The sequence below is a fragment of the Terrimonas ferruginea DSM 30193 genome, assembly GCF_000425585.1.
GTDB lineage: Bacteria > Bacteroidota > Bacteroidia > Chitinophagales > Chitinophagaceae > Terrimonas > Terrimonas ferruginea.
In genome coordinates, this window is sequence record NZ_AUDS01000009.1 from 214,600 (window position 1) to 233,859 (window position 19,260).

Genomic DNA, 19,260 nt, shown 5'->3' on the forward strand with positions numbered 1-19,260 from the left:
AGGACGACTTAATACTTAAAACTTATTACTTACTACTTAAAACTCTTTTTTATTTTTGAATTTTTATGAAATCCGCAACAGTACAGGAGTTAAAAGAAGAATTGAGCGAACTGAAGCCGAAGGAGCTGGTAAACCTCTGCCTTCGGCTGGCCAGGTTCAAAAAAGAGAACAAGGAGTTGCTCACCTACCTGCTGTATGAGGCGGGCGATGAAGCCGGATTCATCCGCAGCGTACAGATCGAAGTGGACGAACTCTTCCAGGAGATCAACCAATCCCATCTTTATTTTGCCAAAAAAAGCCTTCGTAAGATTGTCCGGATCATCAGCAAATACTGCCGGTATAGCGGGCAGAAGGCAACGGAAGTGGACCTGCGGATTTATTTCTGCCAGAAACTGCATGATTCCGGCATTCCCGTAGTACCCAATCCGGTGATCAGGAATCTTTACCAGGGACAGTTGAAGAAGGCCCGCACATTGCTGAAAGCCCTGCACGAAGACATTCAATACGACTACGAGCGGCAACTCGAAAAACTGGAGAAAACTTATTAGTCAACCGGCCGCTGGTCATTCAGCTCAACCGGATCGTTTTGTTTACGCATACGCATGTTGAGCAATTCCACTACCAGCGAAAACGCGATCATCGAATAGATATAACTTTTGGCGATCTTTTGATGAAAGGCTTCGGCCACCAGCATCACACCGATCACGATCAGGAACGACAACGCTAACATCTGCAGTGTCGGATTTTTATTGATAAACCGGCTGATCGCTCCGGCAAAGACCATCATGATAATGATCGATATCACCACCGCCACGATCATGATAAACACTTCATCCACCAATCCGATGGCCGTCAGGATAGAATCAAAGGAGAATACCGCATCCACCAACACAATCTGGAACACTACCGAACTCATCGACGAGTAGATCTTTTTGGAAGATTCCGTATGTTTTGGTTTTTCAAGTTTGTGGTGTATTTCCAGCGTGCTTTTGATAACGAGGAACAAACCGCCCGCCAGCAGGATAATATCTTTCCAGCTCATATCCAGCGGAACACCTTCGTTTTTGATAAATGGTATGGTGAATACGGGATCTTTCAACTTCATGATCCACGTAATGGTCAGCAACAATATAATCCGGAACACCATCGCCATCAGCAGGCCGATATTGCGTGCCTTCCGTTGCTGAGCGGGATCCAGTTTATCGGAAATAATGGAGATGAAAATGATGTTATCGACGCCCAGTACTATCTCGAGAAACGTAAGCGTAAGCAGGCTTAGCCAAATGCCAGGATCGGAGAAATTCGGAATATCAGGGAAATCCATATAGACAAATTAACGACGCTGTAAACTACAAAATCTTTGCCATGAAGCAGGTAAAAATATTTACTGTACGGCACGCAGGAGAACTTTAGTAATATTGTAATATGGGCATCACCTATATCAAAAACATCAAAGGCCTTGCAGGACTTTCCGATCCGCAAAAACCTTTGCGTGGATCGCAGCTGAACGAAATGGAGGAGGCCGGAGATGCATGGGTGCTGATCCAAAATGACCGCATCCATGCCCATGGGAAAATGTCTTCTCCGCCATCTGGTATGCCCGAGCCGGATGAAGTGATCGATGCCACGGGCCGGTTTGTATTGCCCGCCTGGTGCGACTCCCATACGCACCTTGTATTTGCCGCCAGCCGCGAAGCGGAATTCGTTGACAAAATAAAAGGATTGAGTTACGCAGATATCGCTGCCAAAGGCGGCGGTATCCTCAACTCCGCCCGCCGTTTGCAACAGACAACGGAAGACGAACTGTTTGAGCTGGCCTGGCAACGTTTGCAGGAATTGATGCAACTGGGTACCGGTGCCATCGAGATCAAAAGCGGCTATGGATTAAGTCTTGAAGCCGAATTGAAGATGCTGCGCGTCATCCGCCGCATCAAAGAAAAAGCACCGATCCCGGTGAAAGCGACCTTCCTCGGCGCTCATGCCTACCCGGAAAATTACCGCGAATACCACGAAGGTTATATCCGTTTGTTATTGGAGGAGATGCTGCCCGCCGTTGCCGCCGAAGGCCTGGCTGATTATATCGATGTGTTTTGCGAGAAAGGATTTTTCTCTTACGGGGATACTATCCGCATTTGCGAAGCCGGTGCGAAATACGGCCTGAAAGCAAAGATTCATGCCAATCAATTGAATTTATCCGGTGGTGTGCAGGCCGGTGTGAAAACAGGCGCCGTTTCAGTAGACCACCTGGAAACAATGGACGACGAAACCATCAGCCTGCTGGCTTCGTCGGACACCATAGGAACATTGTTGCCCACGGCTGCTTTTTTTCTCCGCATGGCTTACCAACCTGCGCGTCAACTGATCGATGCGGGTTGTGCAATAGCACTGGCAAGTGATTTTAATCCGGGTTCTTCGCCATCGGGCAATATGAATTTTGTAGTGGCACTAAGTTGTATACAAATGAAGATGCTTCCCGCCGAAGCGATCAATGCTGCCACCATCAATGGCGCCTTTGCCATGGAATTACAAACTGAAGTGGGAAGTCTGACACCGGGCAAAAGAGCTAATCTTATCATTACACGGCCAATGCCTTCGCTGGAATATTTACCTTATGCTTTTGGCACCAATCTGGTGGAAAAAGTGATGCTCTCGGGAAACTTCATACGTCAATAAAAACACCAACCGGTATCGCATGCTTAAACTGAACACAGAAGAAATACTGATCGTCATCTGTAGCCTGGTGGTGCTGTCTTACCTGTTCTCGATTGTCAGCCGGTACATCAGGGTTCCCTCCGTATTGTTGCTCTTGTTTGCGGGTATCGGTTTCCGCGCGCTGGCCGATGCCAATGGTGTCAATGTTTCTTTTTCCGATCAATTGATCGAATCACTTGGGGTAGTAGGGTTGATTATGATCGTGCTGGAAGCCGGCCTGGACCTTAAACTTGCCCGCAATAAGGTAAAGCTCATCCGCGATTCCTTTTTCTCCGCATTGATCATATTTGCCATTTCCACCGCACTGATAACTTTTGTCCTGCACTTCTGGTTGCTCGAGCCATTGAATAAATGCCTGATCTATGCCATTCCGCTCTCGATCATGAGCAGCTCGATCGTTATTCCGAGTATTCACCCGCTCACCGAGCAGAAAAAAGAATTTCTGGTGTACGAAGCCTCGTTCTCCGACATCATCGGGATCATTGTTTTCAATTATTTTATTGCTTCCGACACGATGACCCTTTCTTCCCTCGGCACTTTCAGTTTCAATATTTTTTTCTCCGTTTTATTATCCGGATTGTTGTCGTTGCTGCTGCTGCTGATACTGGCACGGACAAAACTGAATATTAAATTCTTTCTTATTTTCTCGCTGCTGATCCTGATCTATGCGGGCGGGAAAATATTACACCTGCCTTCCTTGATCATTATCCTGGCGTTTGGGTTATTGATCAATAACTGGGAAAAGCTGACCTGGAAGCCTTTGTTGAAATATTTTCCGCATTCACAGGTGCAGGAATTGCGGCATTTGCTTCACTCGGTCACCGCTGAAACCTCCTTCCTGATCCGGACCTTTTTTTTCCTGTTATTCGGTTTTTCGATTTCGTTACAGTTTTTGTCGGATGCCAATATCGTTATCGGAGGCAGCCTGATCGTTGCCGGTCTTTTTGTGGTGAGGCTGCTGTACCTTCGTTTTTTTGTGCGGACGAATTTATTCCCCGAAGCTTTTTTTATCCCGAGAGGGCTGATCACCATCGTGCTTTTTTATAAAATACCTCCCGCACTGAAGCTAACCAGTTTCAACGACGGTATTTTGTTTTATGTGATATTAACGACAAGTGTGATCATGGCACTTGGAATGGTTTTCTATCGGAAAAAGCCGGAAGAGATTGTGGAAGAGGGCCAATTTTCCGAACGCCCGGATATTTTGTGAACGAATAAGTTTTAAGTAGTAAGTAATAAGTTTTAAGTTTAGGTGGATGGTTTAAGGCGTAAGGCATAAGGAATAAGTCCCAACACTTCGGGCCGAAACTTCGGCCTAAGGTGTAATGATTAGAATCGTGGCGACCTTATTCACGATTGACGATTCACGATTGACAATTGACGTTTTGAATTTTGACTTTTTAATTTTGAATTAACATGCAGCATTTTAAGGTTTATCAGAAACAGGACATTCTCGCACTGACAAAGATCAGAAAATTTGAAACGAAGGTGGGAGAGCGGTTGCAGGTACCCGAAAATCCAACGGACATCGAAGCCTCTTTACAGGCAAGTAATGCGCGTTTCGTACTGATCGGTATTCCGGAAGATATCGGTGTTAAAGCCAATCTGGGTACCGGCGGTGCTCACACCTTATGGATTCCCTTTTTACAATCCTTCCTTAATATGCAGAGCAACGACTTCTTCGATGGAGAAGAAGTATTATTGCTCGGGCATTTTGATTTCGGAGATATACAATACCTGATCGATACCACGGCGCGCGGCCCCGAGGAAAAAACCGAAGCCTATCGCCATGCCGTCAATACTGTCGATGATGAAGTGGAGAAACTGGCCAAGATCATTACGTCTGCCGGCAAGTTGCCACTCGTAATAGGCGGTGGTCACAACAACAGCTACCCGCTTATCAAAGGCGCTGCCAAAGGATGGCACAAGGCCGGCGTGTTGCCGCTCGCACAGATCAATTGCATCAACCTCGATGCACATGCGGATTACCGTCCTTCAGAAGGTCGGCACAGCGGTAATGCCTTCCGCTACGCGGAGGAAGACGGCTACCTGCAGAAATATTGCGTGATCGGCTTACAGGAAAATTATCTGCCGCAAAACGTGTGGGTAGACCTGGTCAACAATCCGTTTTTCGATTGCATCACTTTCGAAGATATTTTCCTGCACGAAAAAAGAACTTTCCTCCAGGCTGTGGCACATGCCACCGGTTTTACCAATGATACACTTACGGGGGTCGATCTCGATCTCGACGTGATTGAAGATACACTGAGCAGCGCCATGACACCGGTTGGTATTTCGCCACTTCATGCGCGTCAGTATTTACACCTGGCGGCATCGGCAGGACGCCCCGCTTATCTGCATATCACCGAAGGTGCCACCCATATTCCCGATCGCCCGATAGATCCGGGTACGGGTAAACTGGTGGCTTACCTGATCAGCGATTTCGTAAAAGCGCTTACACCTGCGGGTTAAAAGGGAATCCCCAGATTGATATAAGTCTGTACACGTTGTGTCTGGTCGCAAAACATGACACTTAGATCCAGCGGGCCAAGGGCAAAGTTGTAGGAAAAGGTGAGCGCATAACCGGAGTAGAAATCCTGGTACTTGAAGAAATCGCTGCGGCTGATAATGTTGTTGACTAAAATATTTGCGCGGCCGGCGAGATAAGCGCCCGGAAATAATTGCGCGCGGATACCTGCCTGCAAAGTAGCCAATGCCGGCGTATATACGGCGCCTTCCTGCATACCCGCAAAAGTGATCTGGTTACGGAACATCCGCGTCAATCCTCCGACGACAAATTCATTCATTGCATTGCGTTGGTAATTAAAGTTGGCTCCCGCCTGTGCCTGCGCGAAAGCGGTTATCCGTCTGCTCAGGGGCAAATAGCCTTCTGCCTGGGCAAAGAACCGGTAATAAGCCTGCTCGGAAATAGAAGCCGAATCGGGGTCCGAGGGCGGCACTCCGTTTACCAATACATCCAGGTTGGCACGCTGATGCGACACCCGCGCGAGTTCCAGTTCGATCTTCATACCGCGCCTTGGAAAAATCCCACGGTCAAGACTATTGTGATGCAGATAAGTGAAGAAGCTGGAGAAGGCATTGCTTCCTCTTACTTCAATGCCGGATGCTATTCTCGGATGATAGGTCACCCACTCAAATTTATGCCCGATGCCGAAGGTAAGGTCGCGCTTGGGAGAGTAATGCAGACGTTCACTTACTTCAAAAATATTCTGTTTGTAAAGACCGCTTTGCCGGTTTTTTATTTGTTCGTAGGTGATAACGTCAAACCGGTCGAATTGTGTTTTTACAGTAAACCCGTAATCTTTGAGTCTTCCCAGGTATTGCAGATGCTCTCCGCGGATACGGAAACTCTCACCCAGGTTGATGCTGGCCAGGCTACGGGAATTTGAAAACAATAAATTCCTTGACGTGATGTTAGCGATCACCCCAATACCGGAGAAGCGGTTGTAATGAATGGCCGCTTTAAGGTATGTAAGCGGATTTTCTTCGATGTCAAATACAATGCGGTAGTTGTTTTCTCCAACAGGAATCAGCGAATAATAAATACGGCTGTAATACCGCGTACCATAAGCCTGGCGGATCATGTCGGCCAGTTCCCTGGCTGTGTAACGTTTGTTGACATGAAAGTTCATCGTATTGATGAAAAAGTTGGAAGAAGTATTTTCCAGGCCTTTCACCTCCACTTCTTTCACATAAACCGTTTTGAGGTCGGGCATCCGGTTAACCGGCCATTTTATCTCTCCATAAATCGCATTCAGGGAATCTGCCAATGCTTTGAAGCGCGGATATAATTTGCGGCCTTCTTCCATACCGGCTTCCAGTATTTTATCCGCATCACCGAAACTGGCCATGGTATAGTTATCCAGCTTGAAGGGGATGTAGATATCGCAGAGCGGAACTTCTTTTTTATTGTCCTCCGCTTCGCGGAAAAAGGCGATCTGCAGCAGCAACTGAATAATGTTGCGTACTTTATCGGGAGGCAGCAACCCACTCGCTACGGTGCTGCCAATGACGATATCAGCGCCCATTTCCTTTACGTCGCGTACGGGAAAGTTGCGGCTGATGCCGCCATCCACCAATCTTTTGCCATCGTGATCAATGGCGGTAAACACAGAAGGTATGGCCATGCTGGACCGGATAGCGGAGATCAGTTCACCATCCTTCAGCACCACGGCCTGACCGTTGCCCACATCGGTGGCAATACAACGAAAGGGAATGCTGAATTGTGAAAAGTCTTTGGTAGGTGTTACGGGGAAATAAAACTCGGCGAGTTTGAGCCAGAGTTCCTGCGCTTCGAGGAATCCGGTTGAAATTTTGAATTTATTATTGACCCAGGGTAGTTCAATATCGTACTTGCTGTACTCGTCTTTTTCTTCCATGAAAAGGCTGCGCAGCGAGGCCTGGTTGCTCAGCAGCAGATCCCAGTCAACCGAGCGGGCAAGTTTTTCAATACTGTCGGCAGAGTATCCCACAGCATACAGGCCTCCGATCACGCTGCCCATGCTGGTGCCCGTAACGTAATCCACCTTTAGCCCGGCCGAGTCGATGGCTTTCAGAATGCCGATATGCGCGAGGCCTTTAGCGCCGCCACCGCTCAATGTTACGCCAACCTTCGGGCGTTGTGCCGAAAGCTGAAGGGACAGAAACAATAGAAGGGCTACCTGGAAAAATCTCATACTAAGGTTAAGGATGGCGTTATGCTAAAGAAAGACAGTGCAAAAATAGAAAAAGCTGCCTTTGCGCGGGCAGCTTTCGATTTTGACGGGCTCCTTATTATATAACCGGTTCCAGGTACTGAGCATAGGCATAGCCTTCTTCGCCGTCGGCGGTTCTGACAAGCCACCACTGATCATTGGATTTGCTGACCAGGGTAATTACTTCGTCATGGGCCGCTTTGCCAACGATCGGCTGATCCGTACCCGGACCTTTGCGGATATTGAGGTTGCTGGATTTGGTAACCACTTTTACCTTGCTGCCTTCGTCGGCAGTGGCCTGCACGTTGAGGATAAGATCGCCGCTGGCAAAGTCCGGATCAATTTTGTTGTAGACATTCCACAACTGATCCTTTACAGCGCCGGAAGGCGAATCGCCATCGATGTATAATACACCGTCCTGCTCGCGCACCTGCAGGTTGCTGACGCCGGCTGTTGTAGCTGCGTCGATGAGTTCTTTGTATTTTTCCTGAAGCATATGCTAATTTGAAGATTTGAGAATTTGAAGATTTGAAAATTCGGCAATAGTGAATGGTGAATGGTGAATAAGGCAAGTGACAGCTGTTTATGTTTACTTGTAACCTGAGCCCGAAACTTCGGGCAACCTCAGTGCTTATGTCTTAAACCTTACGCCTTACACCTTACTTCTTCACCAGCCCTTTTGAATCAATACTCTTCGGCTTGGTGGCCTGGAGTTTCTCCATTAATGTGCGAAGCTCAGCGCGTTTGATTTCGCCGGTGACAATGATCACGCCTTCTTTTACTTCCGCTTTTACGGTCGGATGATCTTTGATAGCATCACGGACGGCTGTGGTCAGTGCGTCATCGGCAGTAATTTCGGGAACGTTGGTGGGTGGAGCAGGTGGTGCAGCAACGGTTGTATTGTTCACTACCTGTTTTACTCCTTTAATTTCGGACAACTGTGCATCCACGGCAGAGCGTGCACTTTCATCGGCCACTTCACCACTAACGGTAACAACACCTTCTTTTACTTCGGCGGAAAGGCCCGACAATGCAGAGTTTGAGGACAGCGCAGCCATTACCTCTTTGCGGATATCTTCATCTTTGGGTTTGCTTTTACAAGAAATGACACAAAGGGCGAGAGAAGCGATGACAAGGATCGCCAGCATCTTTTTCATAGATCGTTTGTTTAGGTTTACAATGATATGCTCCCTGGAGGCGGCATAAACAATGCCATAAAACCCATTTAAACAATTTCATGACCAGACGCAACCGGCGATGTTAATAAAAAACCGGAGCGTCAACTCCGGTTTTTATTTTACTGGCCTTCCAGTTCCATCAGTTTTTCAAAAACTGTCTCATATTCTTTGTTCAGCTTTTCCACTTCGCCCGCGGCCTGCTGATAAGCGGATTCCGCTTCGCGGAATTTATTTTTATCTGCATAGATTTCCGGATCGGAGAGCGCCTTTTCCAGTTTGTCCTTGCGGACTTTCAATTCGGCGATCTGTTGTTCCAGTTGCTGAAATCTTTTCTGTTGTTTTTGTAATTCCTTTTTTAGTTCTTTATTGATAGGAGTGTTGGAAGCGGCCGGTGTTTCTTTTGGTGCCGGTTCTTTTTCCTTTTCTTTCTCTTTTTGTTGCGGAGCGGTCTTTTCATTCTTTTCCGCTTTTTCTGCCTTTTTGCTTTCGGCTTCCAGGCGTGCCATCCGTTCTTTCCAGGCTACCCATTCATCATAGCCACCTTTGAACTCCTTGATTTCGTGATCTACGATTTCCCATATTTTATTGGCCGTTTTCGATACGAAATAACGGTCGTGGCTGACGAGCACCAGGCTGCCCTGGTATTTGTCCAACGCATCGATCAGCAGGTCGCAACTGTGCATGTCAAGGTGGTTGGTCGGTTCGTCGAGCATGAGGAAGTTGGCCTTGCTTACAATGGTTTTGGCCAGGGCAACTCTTGCTTTTTCTCCACCGCTCAGTACGCGGATCTTTTTATCGGAATCATCGCCGCTGAAGAGAAAACATCCCAGCAGACCGCGGAGTTCCAGGTCGGTCATCTGGCTGCCGCATTCACGCATTTCATCTAAAATGGTGTTATTGACGTTCAGCGCTTCCAGCTGGTGCTGCGCATAGAAGCTTTCCTCTACGTTATGTCCCCACTTGCGCTCCCCGCTATCGAAGGTTTCTATACCGGCGATGATGCGGAGCAGTGTTGATTTTCCTTTACCGTTTGCGCCGATCAATGCGATCTTGTCGCCCCGGTCGATCTCTACGCTGCTGTTTTTTATAATGAGGTTGTCGCCGTATGATTTGCTCACGTTGTGCAATTCGGCCAGTACTTTACCGGGTACCTTATCCACGCGGAAGTTGATGCGGATATCGGGTCTTTCCAGTTCGGCATCTTCAATACGCTCTAGTTTGTCGAGGCGTTTCATGATGCTTTGTGCCTGTGCGGCTTTGCTGGCTTTGGCTTTAAAGCGTTCGATGAACCGTTCCTGCTGGCGGATATAATCCTGCTGGTTCTCGTAGGCCTTTTGTTGCATTTCTATACGGATGGCTTTCTCTTTTTCATAGAAGTCATAGTTGCCATTGTAGATATGCAGTTGTTGCTGATACACTTCCACGATCTTGTTCACCATACGGTTGAGGAAGTATTTATCGTGACTCACGATCACCACGGAGCCCTGGTAATGCAGGAGGTATTTCTCCAGCCATTCGATCGAGGGCATGTCAAGGTGGTTGGTCGGTTCGTCGAGCAGCAGCAGGTCGGGTTGTTGCAGGATCATTTTGGCGAGCAGCACACGCATGCGCCAGCCGCCGCTGAATTCTTTATAGGGGCGTTGCAGATCGGCGTTGGTAAAACCAAGTCCCTGCAATACTTCTTCGGTGCGGTGATGGATATTGTAACCGCCGAGCGTTTCGAGTTCGTGCAGGCGGTCGGTGTAGGCGAGGAGGGTGGTTTCGTCGCCGGTGCGCTCCAGTTCTTTACCGATCTCTTCAATCTCTTTCTCGAGTTCGAGTACGCGCTCGAAGGCACCCAGGGCAACCTGTAAAATGGACTCTTCGGTATCAAAACTCAACAGATCCTGGTGAAGGTATCCGATGGAAGTAGACCGGCTTCTTTCTACTGTGCCGGCGGAAGGCAGGTATTGTCCTACCAATAGTTTGAGCAGGGTAGACTTACCCGTACCGTTGTACCCGATCAGGCCAATGCGTTCGCCTGGCTGAATATGCCAGGTAGCTTCGGTCACGATGGCGCGGGCACCAAACTCAAATGTCACATTCTGAAATCCTGCTAACATGCTTCAACTGAAATTTGCGCAAAAATAATGCATTCGGACTGCTGATCGTTTAATATTAACTTTGCTGCAAAATTTAACGACGCCATGAAGAAATTTCTCCTGTTTTTGCTGTTGATCGTAGCCGTCAGCGCTGGTGTATGGTTTTTCCTTCTCCGTGGAAAGAAAAATACGCACAAAGGTCCTAAACCGGTGTCGATGGCGGTGAGCAAGCACAGCGAGGCTTTCAATGCGTCCATCGAGTCGATGCTCGGCAATTACTACCAAATGAACGAGGCGTTCGTTAACTGGGATGTGAACAAGGCCAACGAAAGTGCGGCGGCACTGAAGCAGGGGCTGGATTCCTTCAGCCTGAAAGAACTGGAGAAGGATTCAGTGGAAATTGCGCAGAGTGCTTCTTTTTTCCTGGATAATGCCCGTGCCGAAATCCAGAATATTATCAATCAGCCGGACATTGCCGCTAAAAGAACTTCGCTCAATAGTCTTTCCGATGCGCTGTATATGTTGATGAAAACGGTGCGTTACGACCGTTCAAAATTGTATTTGCAGGAATGCCCGATGGCTTTTGGTGAAAATCAGTCTGGTTATTGGCTCAGTGCCACACAGGAAGTACGCAATCCCTATCTTGGTACGCAGCATCCGCAGTATAAAGCGTCGATGTTGAATTGCGGTGAGCCGAAGGATACGGTGAATTTTATGCAGAAGTAAGGTATGGGATAAGGTATAAGGTATAAGGGATAAGGTGTAAGGTAGAGGATATAAGAGGTATAAGGGGATAAATTTATAAATAAAACAGCCATGTCATGTTAAGATACAGACATGGCTGTTTTATTCACGATTCACGATTGACGATTGACTCCCGAAATTTCGGGATCACCATTCACGCTCACTCGTCATCCTCTTCTTCCTGGTAAGCATCCTCACCATAATACTGTTTCTCCCATTGGCTGACCGCTTCGTCGCTCAGGCATTCAATGATGTCAGACAATGTATCGGTCTTGAGTTTCCATTCCGTTTTGGTAGGATCATCAAACCGTTGAATAAACAGGCAATGATCCGTCTCCACAGTCACCTGGATCAGTTCGATCGGTGAATTTTCTTTGTCTTTTACCAGATAATAACATCCGTTTTCCAGCAGGTCATAGCTGTACATAATCCGTCCTCCCTTGTTTAAATTTCTATAATTTAATACCAGTCAAAAGCCGATGGCCCGGGTTAGTAAGTGAGAATGTAATGGGTTGTGGGGTAGAATCCGGGGTAAGTAGAGCACAAAAATACGAAGAAAGATGAGACAGGAAAGGAAAAATGACGCATCCGGTACATTTTTCTTATTTAATTGATTTATAATAACATTATAAGCGTTTGCTTTTATTTAATATAAAAATAATGCCGGTTTTTTGCAGCTTCGGTAACACCTGAAAATACTGCTTGCCGATCCTGTTGAATTAGACCGGCACTTATGCCATAAGCTCGCGGCTTTCCCTTACCTTTGCACGTCCGAAAAACGGGCCGAAGTACATGAAAAATATACGGAATTTCTGCATCATCGCGCATATTGACCACGGCAAAAGTACCCTGGCTGACAGGCTGTTGCAAAGCACCAACACCATCAGCGACCGGGAAATGATGGACCAGGTACTGGACGATATGGATCTTGAACGGGAAAAAGGTATCACGATCAAGAGCCACGCCATCCAGATCAACTACCGCCATACCGACGGACAGGAGTTTATCCTCAACCTGATCGATACGCCCGGTCACGTAGACTTCAGCTATGAGGTGAGCCGCGCGCTCGCCGCCTGTGAAGGCGCTCTGCTGCTTGTGGATGCCACACAAGGTATCCAGGCCCAGACCATTTCCAATCTTTACCTCGCCATCGAAAACGACCTTGAGATCATTCCCGTGATCAATAAGATCGATATGGACGGCGCCATGATCGAGGAAGTACAGGACCAGATCATCGAATTGATCGGTTGCAAACCGGAAGATATCCTGCTCGCCAGCGGCCGTACCGGTCTTGGTATCGAAGGAGTGCTGGCGGCAATCGTAGACCGCATTCCCGCACCCAAAGGTGATCCCGAAGCACCGCTGCAGGCATTGATCTTCGACAGCGTATTCAACAGCTTCCGTGGTATCATCGTTTATTATCGTATTCAGAATGGCACCATCCGCAAGGGTGATAAAGTAAGATTTGTTTCAACCGGACAAGACTATGAAGCCGATGAAGTAGGCATCCTCAAATTGAAGATGACCGAAAAGAAAGAAGTGAAGGCCGGCGACGTAGGATATATCATCACCGGTATCAAAAATGCCAAGGAAGTGAAAGTTGGTGATACCATCACGCTTTCCAACAGACCTACAAAGGAACCTATCAAAGGTTTTGAAGAAGTGAAACCGATGGTATTCGCCGGTATCTACCCCGTTAATACCGACGAGTTCGAGGAACTGCGCGATTGTATGGACAAACTGCAGCTCAACGATGCGTCACTGACATACGAATTGGAAACATCGCAGGCACTTGGTTTTGGTTTCCGTTGCGGCTTCCTCGGTATGCTGCACATGGAGATCATCCAGGAACGTCTCGAGCGCGAGTTCAACCAAACCGTTATCACTACCGTACCCAACGTTAGTTTCATCGCTTATACGACCAAGGGAGAAAAAGTGATGGTCAACAACCCATCCGAGTTTCCCGATCCGGTGAAGACCGAACGGATAGAAGAACCTTATATCCGCGCGCAGATCATCACCAAGCCCGAGTATATCGGCAACATCATGACGCTCTGTCTCGGCAAACGGGGAATCCTGATCAATCAGAGCTACCTCACTACCACACGCGTGGAACTGATTTTCGAAATGCCCTTGACCGAGATCGTATTTGATTTCTACGATAAGCTGAAATCACAAACGCGCGGTTATGCATCGTTCGATTACCATGCCATCGGTTACCGCGACGCCCTGATCTCTAAAATGGATATCCTGCTGAACGGTGAAAAAGTGGATGCCCTGAGCGCGCTTATTCACCGCAGCCGCGCCGAAGATTTCGGTCGTAAACTCTGCGAAAAACTGAAAGAGTTGCTGCCACGCCAGCAATTCCAGATCGCTATCCAGGCCGCTATCGGCGCCAAAGTGGTCGCCCGCGAAAACATCTCCGCCATGCGCAAAGACGTAACCGCGAAATGTTATGGTGGTGACATCAGCCGTAAACGCAAACTCCTGGAAAAACAGAAAGAAGGTAAGAAACGTATGCGCCAGATAGGCAATGTGGAAGTACCGCAGGAAGCATTTCTTGCAGTACTGAAACTGGACGATTAAAAAAAAAGGAGCCTGAAGGCTCCTTTTTTTGTAGTAAGTTTTAAGTAATAAGTTATAAGTAAGATAATAATACAGTCAATACATCTTAGAAGCTAATCATGTATAAGCGAACCAGGGAAGTGCCAAGCTTAATACTTAATACTTAATACTTAATACTTAATACTTAATACTTAATACTTAATACTTAATACTTAATACTTAATACTTAATACTTACTACTCACCACTCACTTCCGCGTCACTTTCACTCTATACAGGATGGCGATTGCCGAATGCTCTTTATCGCCGTTCTCATACAACTTCACTTCGTGAGTTTTATTTTCCAATTCTACTGAACGTCCGGCCGCCAGGTTCATGATGGAGTTAATGTTGGCTGTTTTGTCGAGCGAATATTTCAGATCCAGGGGTTGATAGGCCCGGTAGACCGGTTTGTGAAAAGGTTCCCAATCCTTCAGGGTCTGACTGAATACCAATTGCAACTCCCGTAATTGCGCCAGGGTAAGATCTTTTACAATCACTACCTCTTTGTCGTCGCCGATTGTTTTATTCGCGCCAATACTCCAGGCAGCATCCTCGTTGATGCCAAATAAACGTTTGCCATTGACATCACAGGTGCCGAAAATATCTTCTTTATCATCAGGGAAAAGCTCCACCACCTTGTTACATTTCAATCCTTTAAAAATTACTTCCACATCATACCGCGGGTTGAGGCAGTCGTCTACTTTATAGTTGGAAGTTGAACGCACACCGATAATACGTCCGTCGGAGATGCGTTGTACCACATATTGCAAAGGCAGCGCACCGGTACGGTTATTCAGCGTGGCAGCCGATGGATCACGGATATACTGATAAACTGCTTCGGGATCGCCAGCCACACTGTTGGCTGTCTGGCCATTACCACCATACACCAACGCCTTGAATTCTTTAATGTCACGGACAAACTTATTGCGCACATCGCCGGAAATAGAACCACCCAATGAGGCATTGGCCAATTCACCTCCGGTGAAATTAATACCCAAACGCGCAGACACGCGGCCGAATGCTTCCGCCGAATCAAGTGTGGAGCGGAATGTCATCATGATCATGCGGCCGTATACAACCGACTTTACGATACCCTGGTGAATATTGGCAGCAGCACTTGCGTTCGTAAACAACAAACCCGGATCTTCTTCTTCTATCGTATACGCATACATCGGTTGTATGAATGATAACATGTACTGGCGTTCCACAGAACCGTTTACCATGTTGCCGCTTGCCCGTATACCCTGCGACAGATCGAGCGGAATACCAAATTCTTCCAGCGGCAGCATCAGCCCCGCAGAAAAATTAAAGGAGGCTGTCAGTTCCTGCTGGCTGCGCAGTTCCATTGAACGATAGGCGAACACGGAGGGAATGGCAGCACCATAATGGCGATCGCGCAGGTTTTCATCCAGCACACGATTGTTGTTGCTGCCGAAATTGCTGACCGTGTAAGTTCTGGAACCTGAATCAGGGTTACTGATGCTGATGGCCACCGTCAAAGGACGACGTTGTGCAGGTGATACATACGTTACCGGCGATCTCCCCAGCAAACTTCCCGCATCGATGAAGGCTCCGGGATAAATGGCATTGGGAAAATTCAGCCGCAGGTCGATCAGGCTGAAGGCAGACTCATTGAGGTAGTCGAGGTTATAAGATTGTGTAAGACAATAGCCATCACCGGACGGTTCTTTGCCGGGTGTACCTACCGCTCTTACAGGAGCTGCGGCACGGGGAAGGTTTACACCCACTATACTGGTGTTTGCACCGCTGCTTCTTGTAGTAATGGTATTAGCCGGAGCACCACCGGAAGCGCGCGCTGGACGAATAGCCGTGAAGTACCAGTCGAGCGGTGTTCTTTGTATCAGTTTGGGGTTGACCGTTACGTTAGCGGGTAATTTGCCTATCGGTCGCGTTATCGGGCCCTGCGAAAAACTCAACTGCGGACATGCAATAATAGCAATAAGCAGGAGGAGGAATTGACTATATGTTTTCATATTTCTTTGTTTTGCGTTTGTGAGATTAGTTTGCCGGTTCGATCGTCCAGATCTGTGTCTGGTCGTCGTTGACAGGGCGCCAGGTTTTTACACCACAGGTGGCGCTTTGCGTGCAACCGTTGTTGGCGTCGAGCACTTTGCCGTTGGCCAGGTTTTTAATGATGTATTTTTTATCTTTTAACCTGATCAGCAACCAGCGTTGGTTCGCGCTGACCCCGGGCATGCCATTTTTTTCCCATAATAAAATATTGGAGGCACCATCATCAAACAGGTCGCTCATTTCGCTGTCGAGCACGTACTCTTTACCGTCTTTTATAGCGAAGCGGATAGCATAACCGATTGTTCCGAACCGCTGTATGTACAGCCGCTGCCTGGTCTTGTTCAACTGCACATCTTTACCGTTGTCAATACCGCTTTTATCATTCAGTTGCAGTTCGTCTCCTGATGCATGTGAACTGATATAATAATATCCGCTGGATAGTGCTGCACCTGTAACATTATCGAGTATGCTTGTAGCGGCGAAGCGTATTTTCTCGATCGTTTCACCGATTGCGGCAATCCCTTCTTCGATCATGCTTCCGGGAGCAGCAGCGTTGATGCCTTTGTTGCGTGCCAGCATATCGCAGGGTGAGGAGTAGTCATTCACGTTGTTGTCGGGATGCGGCAAGGGCAGGGGGACCGGCACTTTTGCGCGCTCTTCCCTGGACAATTGCTCGTAGGCGGCCCGCAGGTACCAGGTGGGATGGTGATAACACAATTGCGATCCGGCGAGGTTGAATCCTGCTGCACCTGTTAAAGCCGGAACCAGCGCAAGTGCGTCGGTGAAACTGCGTTCCGGCGCGCGGAAACGCATTGTTTTGATGTCTTCATAAAAAATGCGGGTACCTGCCCGGCGATAGCCCAATGTGTAAGGGGCAATGGTGGTAACAGGATCGCTGGAAAAATCAAAACGCTGCAGCCTGTCGCCCGGAAAGAGCTGATTCATGGCCGTTACAAATTCCTGCGTGCCCGGGTGCGGCGAAGCGTAAACATACACCCCCTGCACAGGTACATTTTTATTCCGCAGGTACATGGCAAACAACTGCGCATGAGCGGCACCGAGACTGTGCCCGGTAACCCAGATCTTTTTAGTGCGACCATTCTCTGCAACGATCCTGTTCATCAGTTGCCCTTTGAAATTCTGGTAGCTCAGCGAGTGCCAGAAACCTGCATGTACTTTTCCTGTTATATCGGGGTCGGTGTGCTGACGGGCATCAAAGTCTGTCAGCAACCACTCGGCCCAGTCAAACATGAAGGAGCTGACGAAGTTTTCTTTTTTGTTGGACGCAACACGATCAGTGCCACGAAACACAACGAAGATGGCATCGTCGGTAGAAACGATCATGGCTTCCGGGTCGTAGCCGCCGGCGAAAGATTCCTGGAAGAAAAAGTACTTCGGATTGTTGAACAACCGCGATGTATACAATTTATATTCCTGCTCAAATGTGCTGCGGCTGTTGTGTAAACGTGTGATGTACTCGGGCGATGCGTCACCGGCAACCGTGGCGAGGTATTGCGGATAGATCAGCGTAGTGAGATAACAAAGCAGGTAAGCATTGATATCATTACGACCCGTAGCTGTCATGTTGAAATAACGTCCGAAAGCATTGCCGGGAGTATTGACGACTGTGGCCAGCCGCGCCATACCGGGTGTGATACGTACGGGCGTCACGATGTCCTTGCTCGGCAGCGAAAGCTGCGCTTGAGAGATGGTGCTGCCCAGCAATGTTGCAAGGGCAAAGAGATAACACCACCTCTTTTTTAAGAAGTAATACATGGTAAAATGGTTAAATGGTTATGAAAAAAATTACTGGTTATTTATTGGCGATCGCTTCTTTGAGGGCCGAAGTATCGGTCTCCGATAATGGACTATGGCTGTTTATTGACGATTGACGATTCACTTGTTGCATCATCGCATCAGGCACGCTATGGATGCCACCGGTGTGAAGGTGCGGAATGTCCAGTTCTGATCGAAGGAAAAGCGCATACCGTAATTGATGATTACGTTGCGGCTTATTCTCCAATCTCCGCCGATGGTCAGTGTAGTGGGCAACACGGAACTCCAGTTGACGGATGATCCGACGACTTCCGTATTGGGATCAGGTGAGAATACTTTATTGAGTGCAGCACCTGCAGTGGAGGTACTCTTTTTTTCGTAAAAAATTTCGGCAAAGAAATTATAAATAGGACCACCGTAGCGGAAGTTAAGACCCGCTGTATACAGCATCGTGCTTGCCACGGCCTGTTGTTCTGTTTCTTCAAACGTATCTAGATCGCGCAGCAGGAAATTCAATTGTTCTTCGTAGAAGGTGGTTCTAATCAACCCGGTTACCAGCATTTTTTTACCAATACCAAAGCCGCCATTGAGCCAGGCGCCCCATCCCGTATTGCGGTTGAGCCGGAGTTTGCCCAACGAACCTGCGCTGTCTGTCTGATAAGTATAGACCTTGCCAAAGGCTATGTCCAGCGAAGCGGCGTTCCAGTTTTCCGCTGCATAGATCGCTGCCCGGGTGTTGATTTCGGCTTGTCTTCTGGAGCGCAGGGAAAGCAGTTGTTCCTCCACGCTGTTGATCTGGCTGCGAAGACCCGGCCGTTGCAATACCTGTGACGTGGTATCGAGCTGGATCATCAGTTCTTTCAACTGTGCTTCGAGAGCGGCTTTTTCTTCTGTGAACTGAACATGGAGGTCTTCATACAACGAGCGCGCCATCAGCGGATCTTTTTCGCGGTAAACGCCCATCTTGATGGCGAAACCGATGCGGCGGTCATTGAATTCATCCTGTACGGAACCGACGGATACATCAAGCGAAGCGAGGCGCCGCATAAAAGGAGACGCCTGCTGGTAACGCGACAGGTCTTTTCTGTTGTAGAAAATTTCCCAGAGCGGCTGCGATTGGATCGCGAGATTGGGATTGAGCTTCCAGGATTTGAACGACCAGTCTACCTTGAAATCTTTGATGTCGGATGTGCGGTTGACCAATGAAGGCGTAACACCCATGAGGTCAAATACGGGGGAAGCGGGAATTGCCAGCTCTTTGGGACTTAACTTACCCGCCGTTTGCTCCTGCGTTTGCTCCTGCGCAACGCAGGAGAGACCCGACAAAAGGGCGATTGAAAATGTGATACAACGAAGACGTGACATACAGGTAATTTTCCGCCAAATTAGGGGAGCCGCCTGCCGGTAACAATCG

Annotated in this window: 15 protein-coding genes; 6 read left to right on the forward strand and 9 right to left on the reverse strand. The window is 48.1% G+C overall.

Annotated elements, in window-relative coordinates; all coding sequences use genetic code 11:
• The first annotated feature begins 65 nt into the window (after nucleotides 1–65).
• Nucleotides 66–548, forward strand: coding sequence for a hypothetical protein (locus H608_RS0102455; protein WP_028786281.1), 483 nt, complete (start codon nucleotides 66–68; stop codon nucleotides 546–548).
• Here H608_RS0102455 and H608_RS0102460 read toward each other — a convergent pair.
• Nucleotides 545–1,324, reverse strand: a complete 780-nt coding sequence (locus tag H608_RS0102460; protein ID WP_028786282.1) for a TerC family protein — start codon at nucleotides 1,322–1,324, stop codon at nucleotides 545–547. The two genes, H608_RS0102455 and H608_RS0102460, sit on opposite strands and share 4 nt — an antisense overlap.
• A gap of 101 nt (nucleotides 1,325–1,425) precedes the next feature.
• Here H608_RS0102460 and hutI point away from each other — a divergent pair, with 101 nt between their 5' ends.
• From hutI to H608_RS0102475, 3 genes are all read left to right on the forward strand, one after another.
• Nucleotides 1,426–2,673: an imidazolonepropionase gene (hutI, locus tag H608_RS0102465; protein WP_028786283.1), complete on the forward strand. Its 1,248-nt coding sequence runs from the start codon at nucleotides 1,426–1,428 to the stop codon at nucleotides 2,671–2,673.
• Between the two features lie 19 nt (nucleotides 2,674–2,692).
• The gene (locus H608_RS20985) at nucleotides 2,693–3,922 is read left to right on the forward strand and encodes a cation:proton antiporter domain-containing protein (RefSeq protein ID WP_051267947.1); all 1,230 of its coding nucleotides are present in this window, start codon (nucleotides 2,693–2,695) and stop codon (nucleotides 3,920–3,922) included.
• 206 nt (nucleotides 3,923–4,128) lie between these two features.
• Nucleotides 4,129–5,184, forward strand: coding sequence for a formimidoylglutamase (locus H608_RS0102475; RefSeq protein WP_051267949.1), 1,056 nt, complete (start codon nucleotides 4,129–4,131; stop codon nucleotides 5,182–5,184).
• On the opposite strand, the gene H608_RS0102480 is transcribed toward H608_RS0102475, so the two are convergent.
• The 4 genes from H608_RS0102480 to H608_RS0102495 all read right to left on the reverse strand — a co-directional run bounded on the left by H608_RS0102480 (nucleotide 5,181) and on the right by H608_RS0102495 (nucleotide 10,707).
• Nucleotides 5,181–7,409 (reverse strand): patatin-like phospholipase family protein, encoded by a 2,229-nt coding sequence (locus tag H608_RS0102480; protein ID WP_081658768.1) that lies wholly within the window; start codon nucleotides 7,407–7,409, stop codon nucleotides 5,181–5,183. The two genes, H608_RS0102475 and H608_RS0102480, sit on opposite strands and share 4 nt — an antisense overlap.
• 97 nt (nucleotides 7,410–7,506) lie before the next feature.
• Nucleotides 7,507–7,923, reverse strand: a complete 417-nt coding sequence (locus tag H608_RS0102485) for an SH3 domain-containing protein (protein WP_028786286.1) — start codon at nucleotides 7,921–7,923, stop codon at nucleotides 7,507–7,509.
• Between the two features lie 163 nt (nucleotides 7,924–8,086).
• Entirely contained in the window at nucleotides 8,087–8,584 is a 498-nt protein-coding gene (locus tag H608_RS0102490; protein ID WP_028786287.1) for a BON domain-containing protein, read from the reverse strand.
• 140 nt (nucleotides 8,585–8,724) lie between these two features.
• Nucleotides 8,725–10,707: an ABC-F family ATP-binding cassette domain-containing protein gene (locus H608_RS0102495; RefSeq protein WP_028786288.1), complete on the reverse strand. Its 1,983-nt coding sequence runs from the start codon at nucleotides 10,705–10,707 to the stop codon at nucleotides 8,725–8,727.
• A gap of 84 nt (nucleotides 10,708–10,791) precedes the next feature.
• Here H608_RS0102495 and H608_RS0102500 point away from each other — a divergent pair, with 84 nt between their 5' ends.
• A complete protein-coding gene (locus tag H608_RS0102500; protein ID WP_028786289.1) occupies nucleotides 10,792–11,412 on the forward strand; it encodes a DUF3347 domain-containing protein in 621 nt (206 codons plus the stop codon).
• Nucleotides 11,413–11,590: 178 nt separating this feature from the next.
• Here H608_RS0102500 and H608_RS0102505 read toward each other — a convergent pair whose 3' ends face one another.
• A complete protein-coding gene (locus H608_RS0102505) occupies nucleotides 11,591–11,857 on the reverse strand; it encodes a hypothetical protein (RefSeq protein ID WP_028786290.1) in 267 nt (88 codons plus the stop codon).
• Nucleotides 11,858–12,222: 365 nt separating this feature from the next.
• Between H608_RS0102505 and lepA the strand changes: the two genes are divergently transcribed.
• Nucleotides 12,223–14,016, forward strand: coding sequence for a translation elongation factor 4 (gene lepA, locus H608_RS0102510; protein ID WP_028786291.1), 1,794 nt, complete (start codon nucleotides 12,223–12,225; stop codon nucleotides 14,014–14,016).
• A 226-nt stretch (nucleotides 14,017–14,242) separates the two neighbouring features.
• On the opposite strand, the gene H608_RS0102515 is transcribed toward lepA, so the two are convergent.
• The 3 genes from H608_RS0102515 to H608_RS0102525 all read right to left on the reverse strand — a co-directional run bounded on the left by H608_RS0102515 (nucleotide 14,243) and on the right by H608_RS0102525 (nucleotide 19,211).
• Nucleotides 14,243–16,030, reverse strand: a complete 1,788-nt coding sequence (locus H608_RS0102515) for a thiol-activated cytolysin family protein (protein ID WP_028786292.1) — start codon at nucleotides 16,028–16,030, stop codon at nucleotides 14,243–14,245.
• 25 nt (nucleotides 16,031–16,055) lie between these two features.
• Nucleotides 16,056–17,846: a lipase family protein gene (locus tag H608_RS0102520; protein WP_028786293.1), complete on the reverse strand. Its 1,791-nt coding sequence runs from the start codon at nucleotides 17,844–17,846 to the stop codon at nucleotides 16,056–16,058.
• Nucleotides 17,847–17,978: 132 nt separating this feature from the next.
• A complete protein-coding gene (locus H608_RS0102525) occupies nucleotides 17,979–19,211 on the reverse strand; it encodes a hypothetical protein (protein ID WP_155990018.1) in 1,233 nt (410 codons plus the stop codon).
• Nucleotides 19,212–19,260: the final 49 nt, after the last annotated feature.

What these genes read in the sequence shown, in the direction of transcription:
- H608_RS0102455 (WP_028786281.1), top strand. Translation starts at nt 66, where the DNA reads ATGAAATCCGCAACAGTACAGGAGTTAAAAGAAGAATTGAGCGAACTG.
- H608_RS0102460 (WP_028786282.1), bottom strand. Translation starts at nt 1,324, where the DNA reads ATGGATTTCCCTGATATTCCGAATTTCTCCGATCCTGGCATTTGGCTA.
- hutI (WP_028786283.1), top strand. Translation starts at nt 1,426, where the DNA reads ATGGGCATCACCTATATCAAAAACATCAAAGGCCTTGCAGGACTTTCC.
- H608_RS20985 (WP_051267947.1), top strand. Translation starts at nt 2,693, where the DNA reads ATGCTTAAACTGAACACAGAAGAAATACTGATCGTCATCTGTAGCCTG.
- H608_RS0102475 (WP_051267949.1), top strand. Translation starts at nt 4,129, where the DNA reads ATGCAGCATTTTAAGGTTTATCAGAAACAGGACATTCTCGCACTGACA.
- H608_RS0102480 (WP_081658768.1), bottom strand. Translation starts at nt 7,409, where the DNA reads ATGAGATTTTTCCAGGTAGCCCTTCTATTGTTTCTGTCCCTTCAGCTT.
- H608_RS0102485 (WP_028786286.1), bottom strand. Translation starts at nt 7,923, where the DNA reads ATGCTTCAGGAAAAATACAAAGAACTCATCGACGCAGCTACAACAGCC.
- H608_RS0102490 (WP_028786287.1), bottom strand. Translation starts at nt 8,584, where the DNA reads ATGAAAAAGATGCTGGCGATCCTTGTCATCGCTTCTCTCGCCCTTTGT.
- H608_RS0102495 (WP_028786288.1), bottom strand. Translation starts at nt 10,707, where the DNA reads ATGTTAGCAGGATTTCAGAATGTGACATTTGAGTTTGGTGCCCGCGCC.
- H608_RS0102500 (WP_028786289.1), top strand. Translation starts at nt 10,792, where the DNA reads ATGAAGAAATTTCTCCTGTTTTTGCTGTTGATCGTAGCCGTCAGCGCT.
- H608_RS0102505 (WP_028786290.1), bottom strand. Translation starts at nt 11,857, where the DNA reads ATGTACAGCTATGACCTGCTGGAAAACGGATGTTATTATCTGGTAAAA.
- lepA (WP_028786291.1), top strand. Translation starts at nt 12,223, where the DNA reads ATGAAAAATATACGGAATTTCTGCATCATCGCGCATATTGACCACGGC.
- H608_RS0102515 (WP_028786292.1), bottom strand. Translation starts at nt 16,030, where the DNA reads ATGAAAACATATAGTCAATTCCTCCTCCTGCTTATTGCTATTATTGCA.
- H608_RS0102520 (WP_028786293.1), bottom strand. Translation starts at nt 17,846, where the DNA reads ATGTATTACTTCTTAAAAAAGAGGTGGTGTTATCTCTTTGCCCTTGCA.
- H608_RS0102525 (WP_155990018.1), bottom strand. Translation starts at nt 19,211, where the DNA reads ATGTCACGTCTTCGTTGTATCACATTTTCAATCGCCCTTTTGTCGGGT.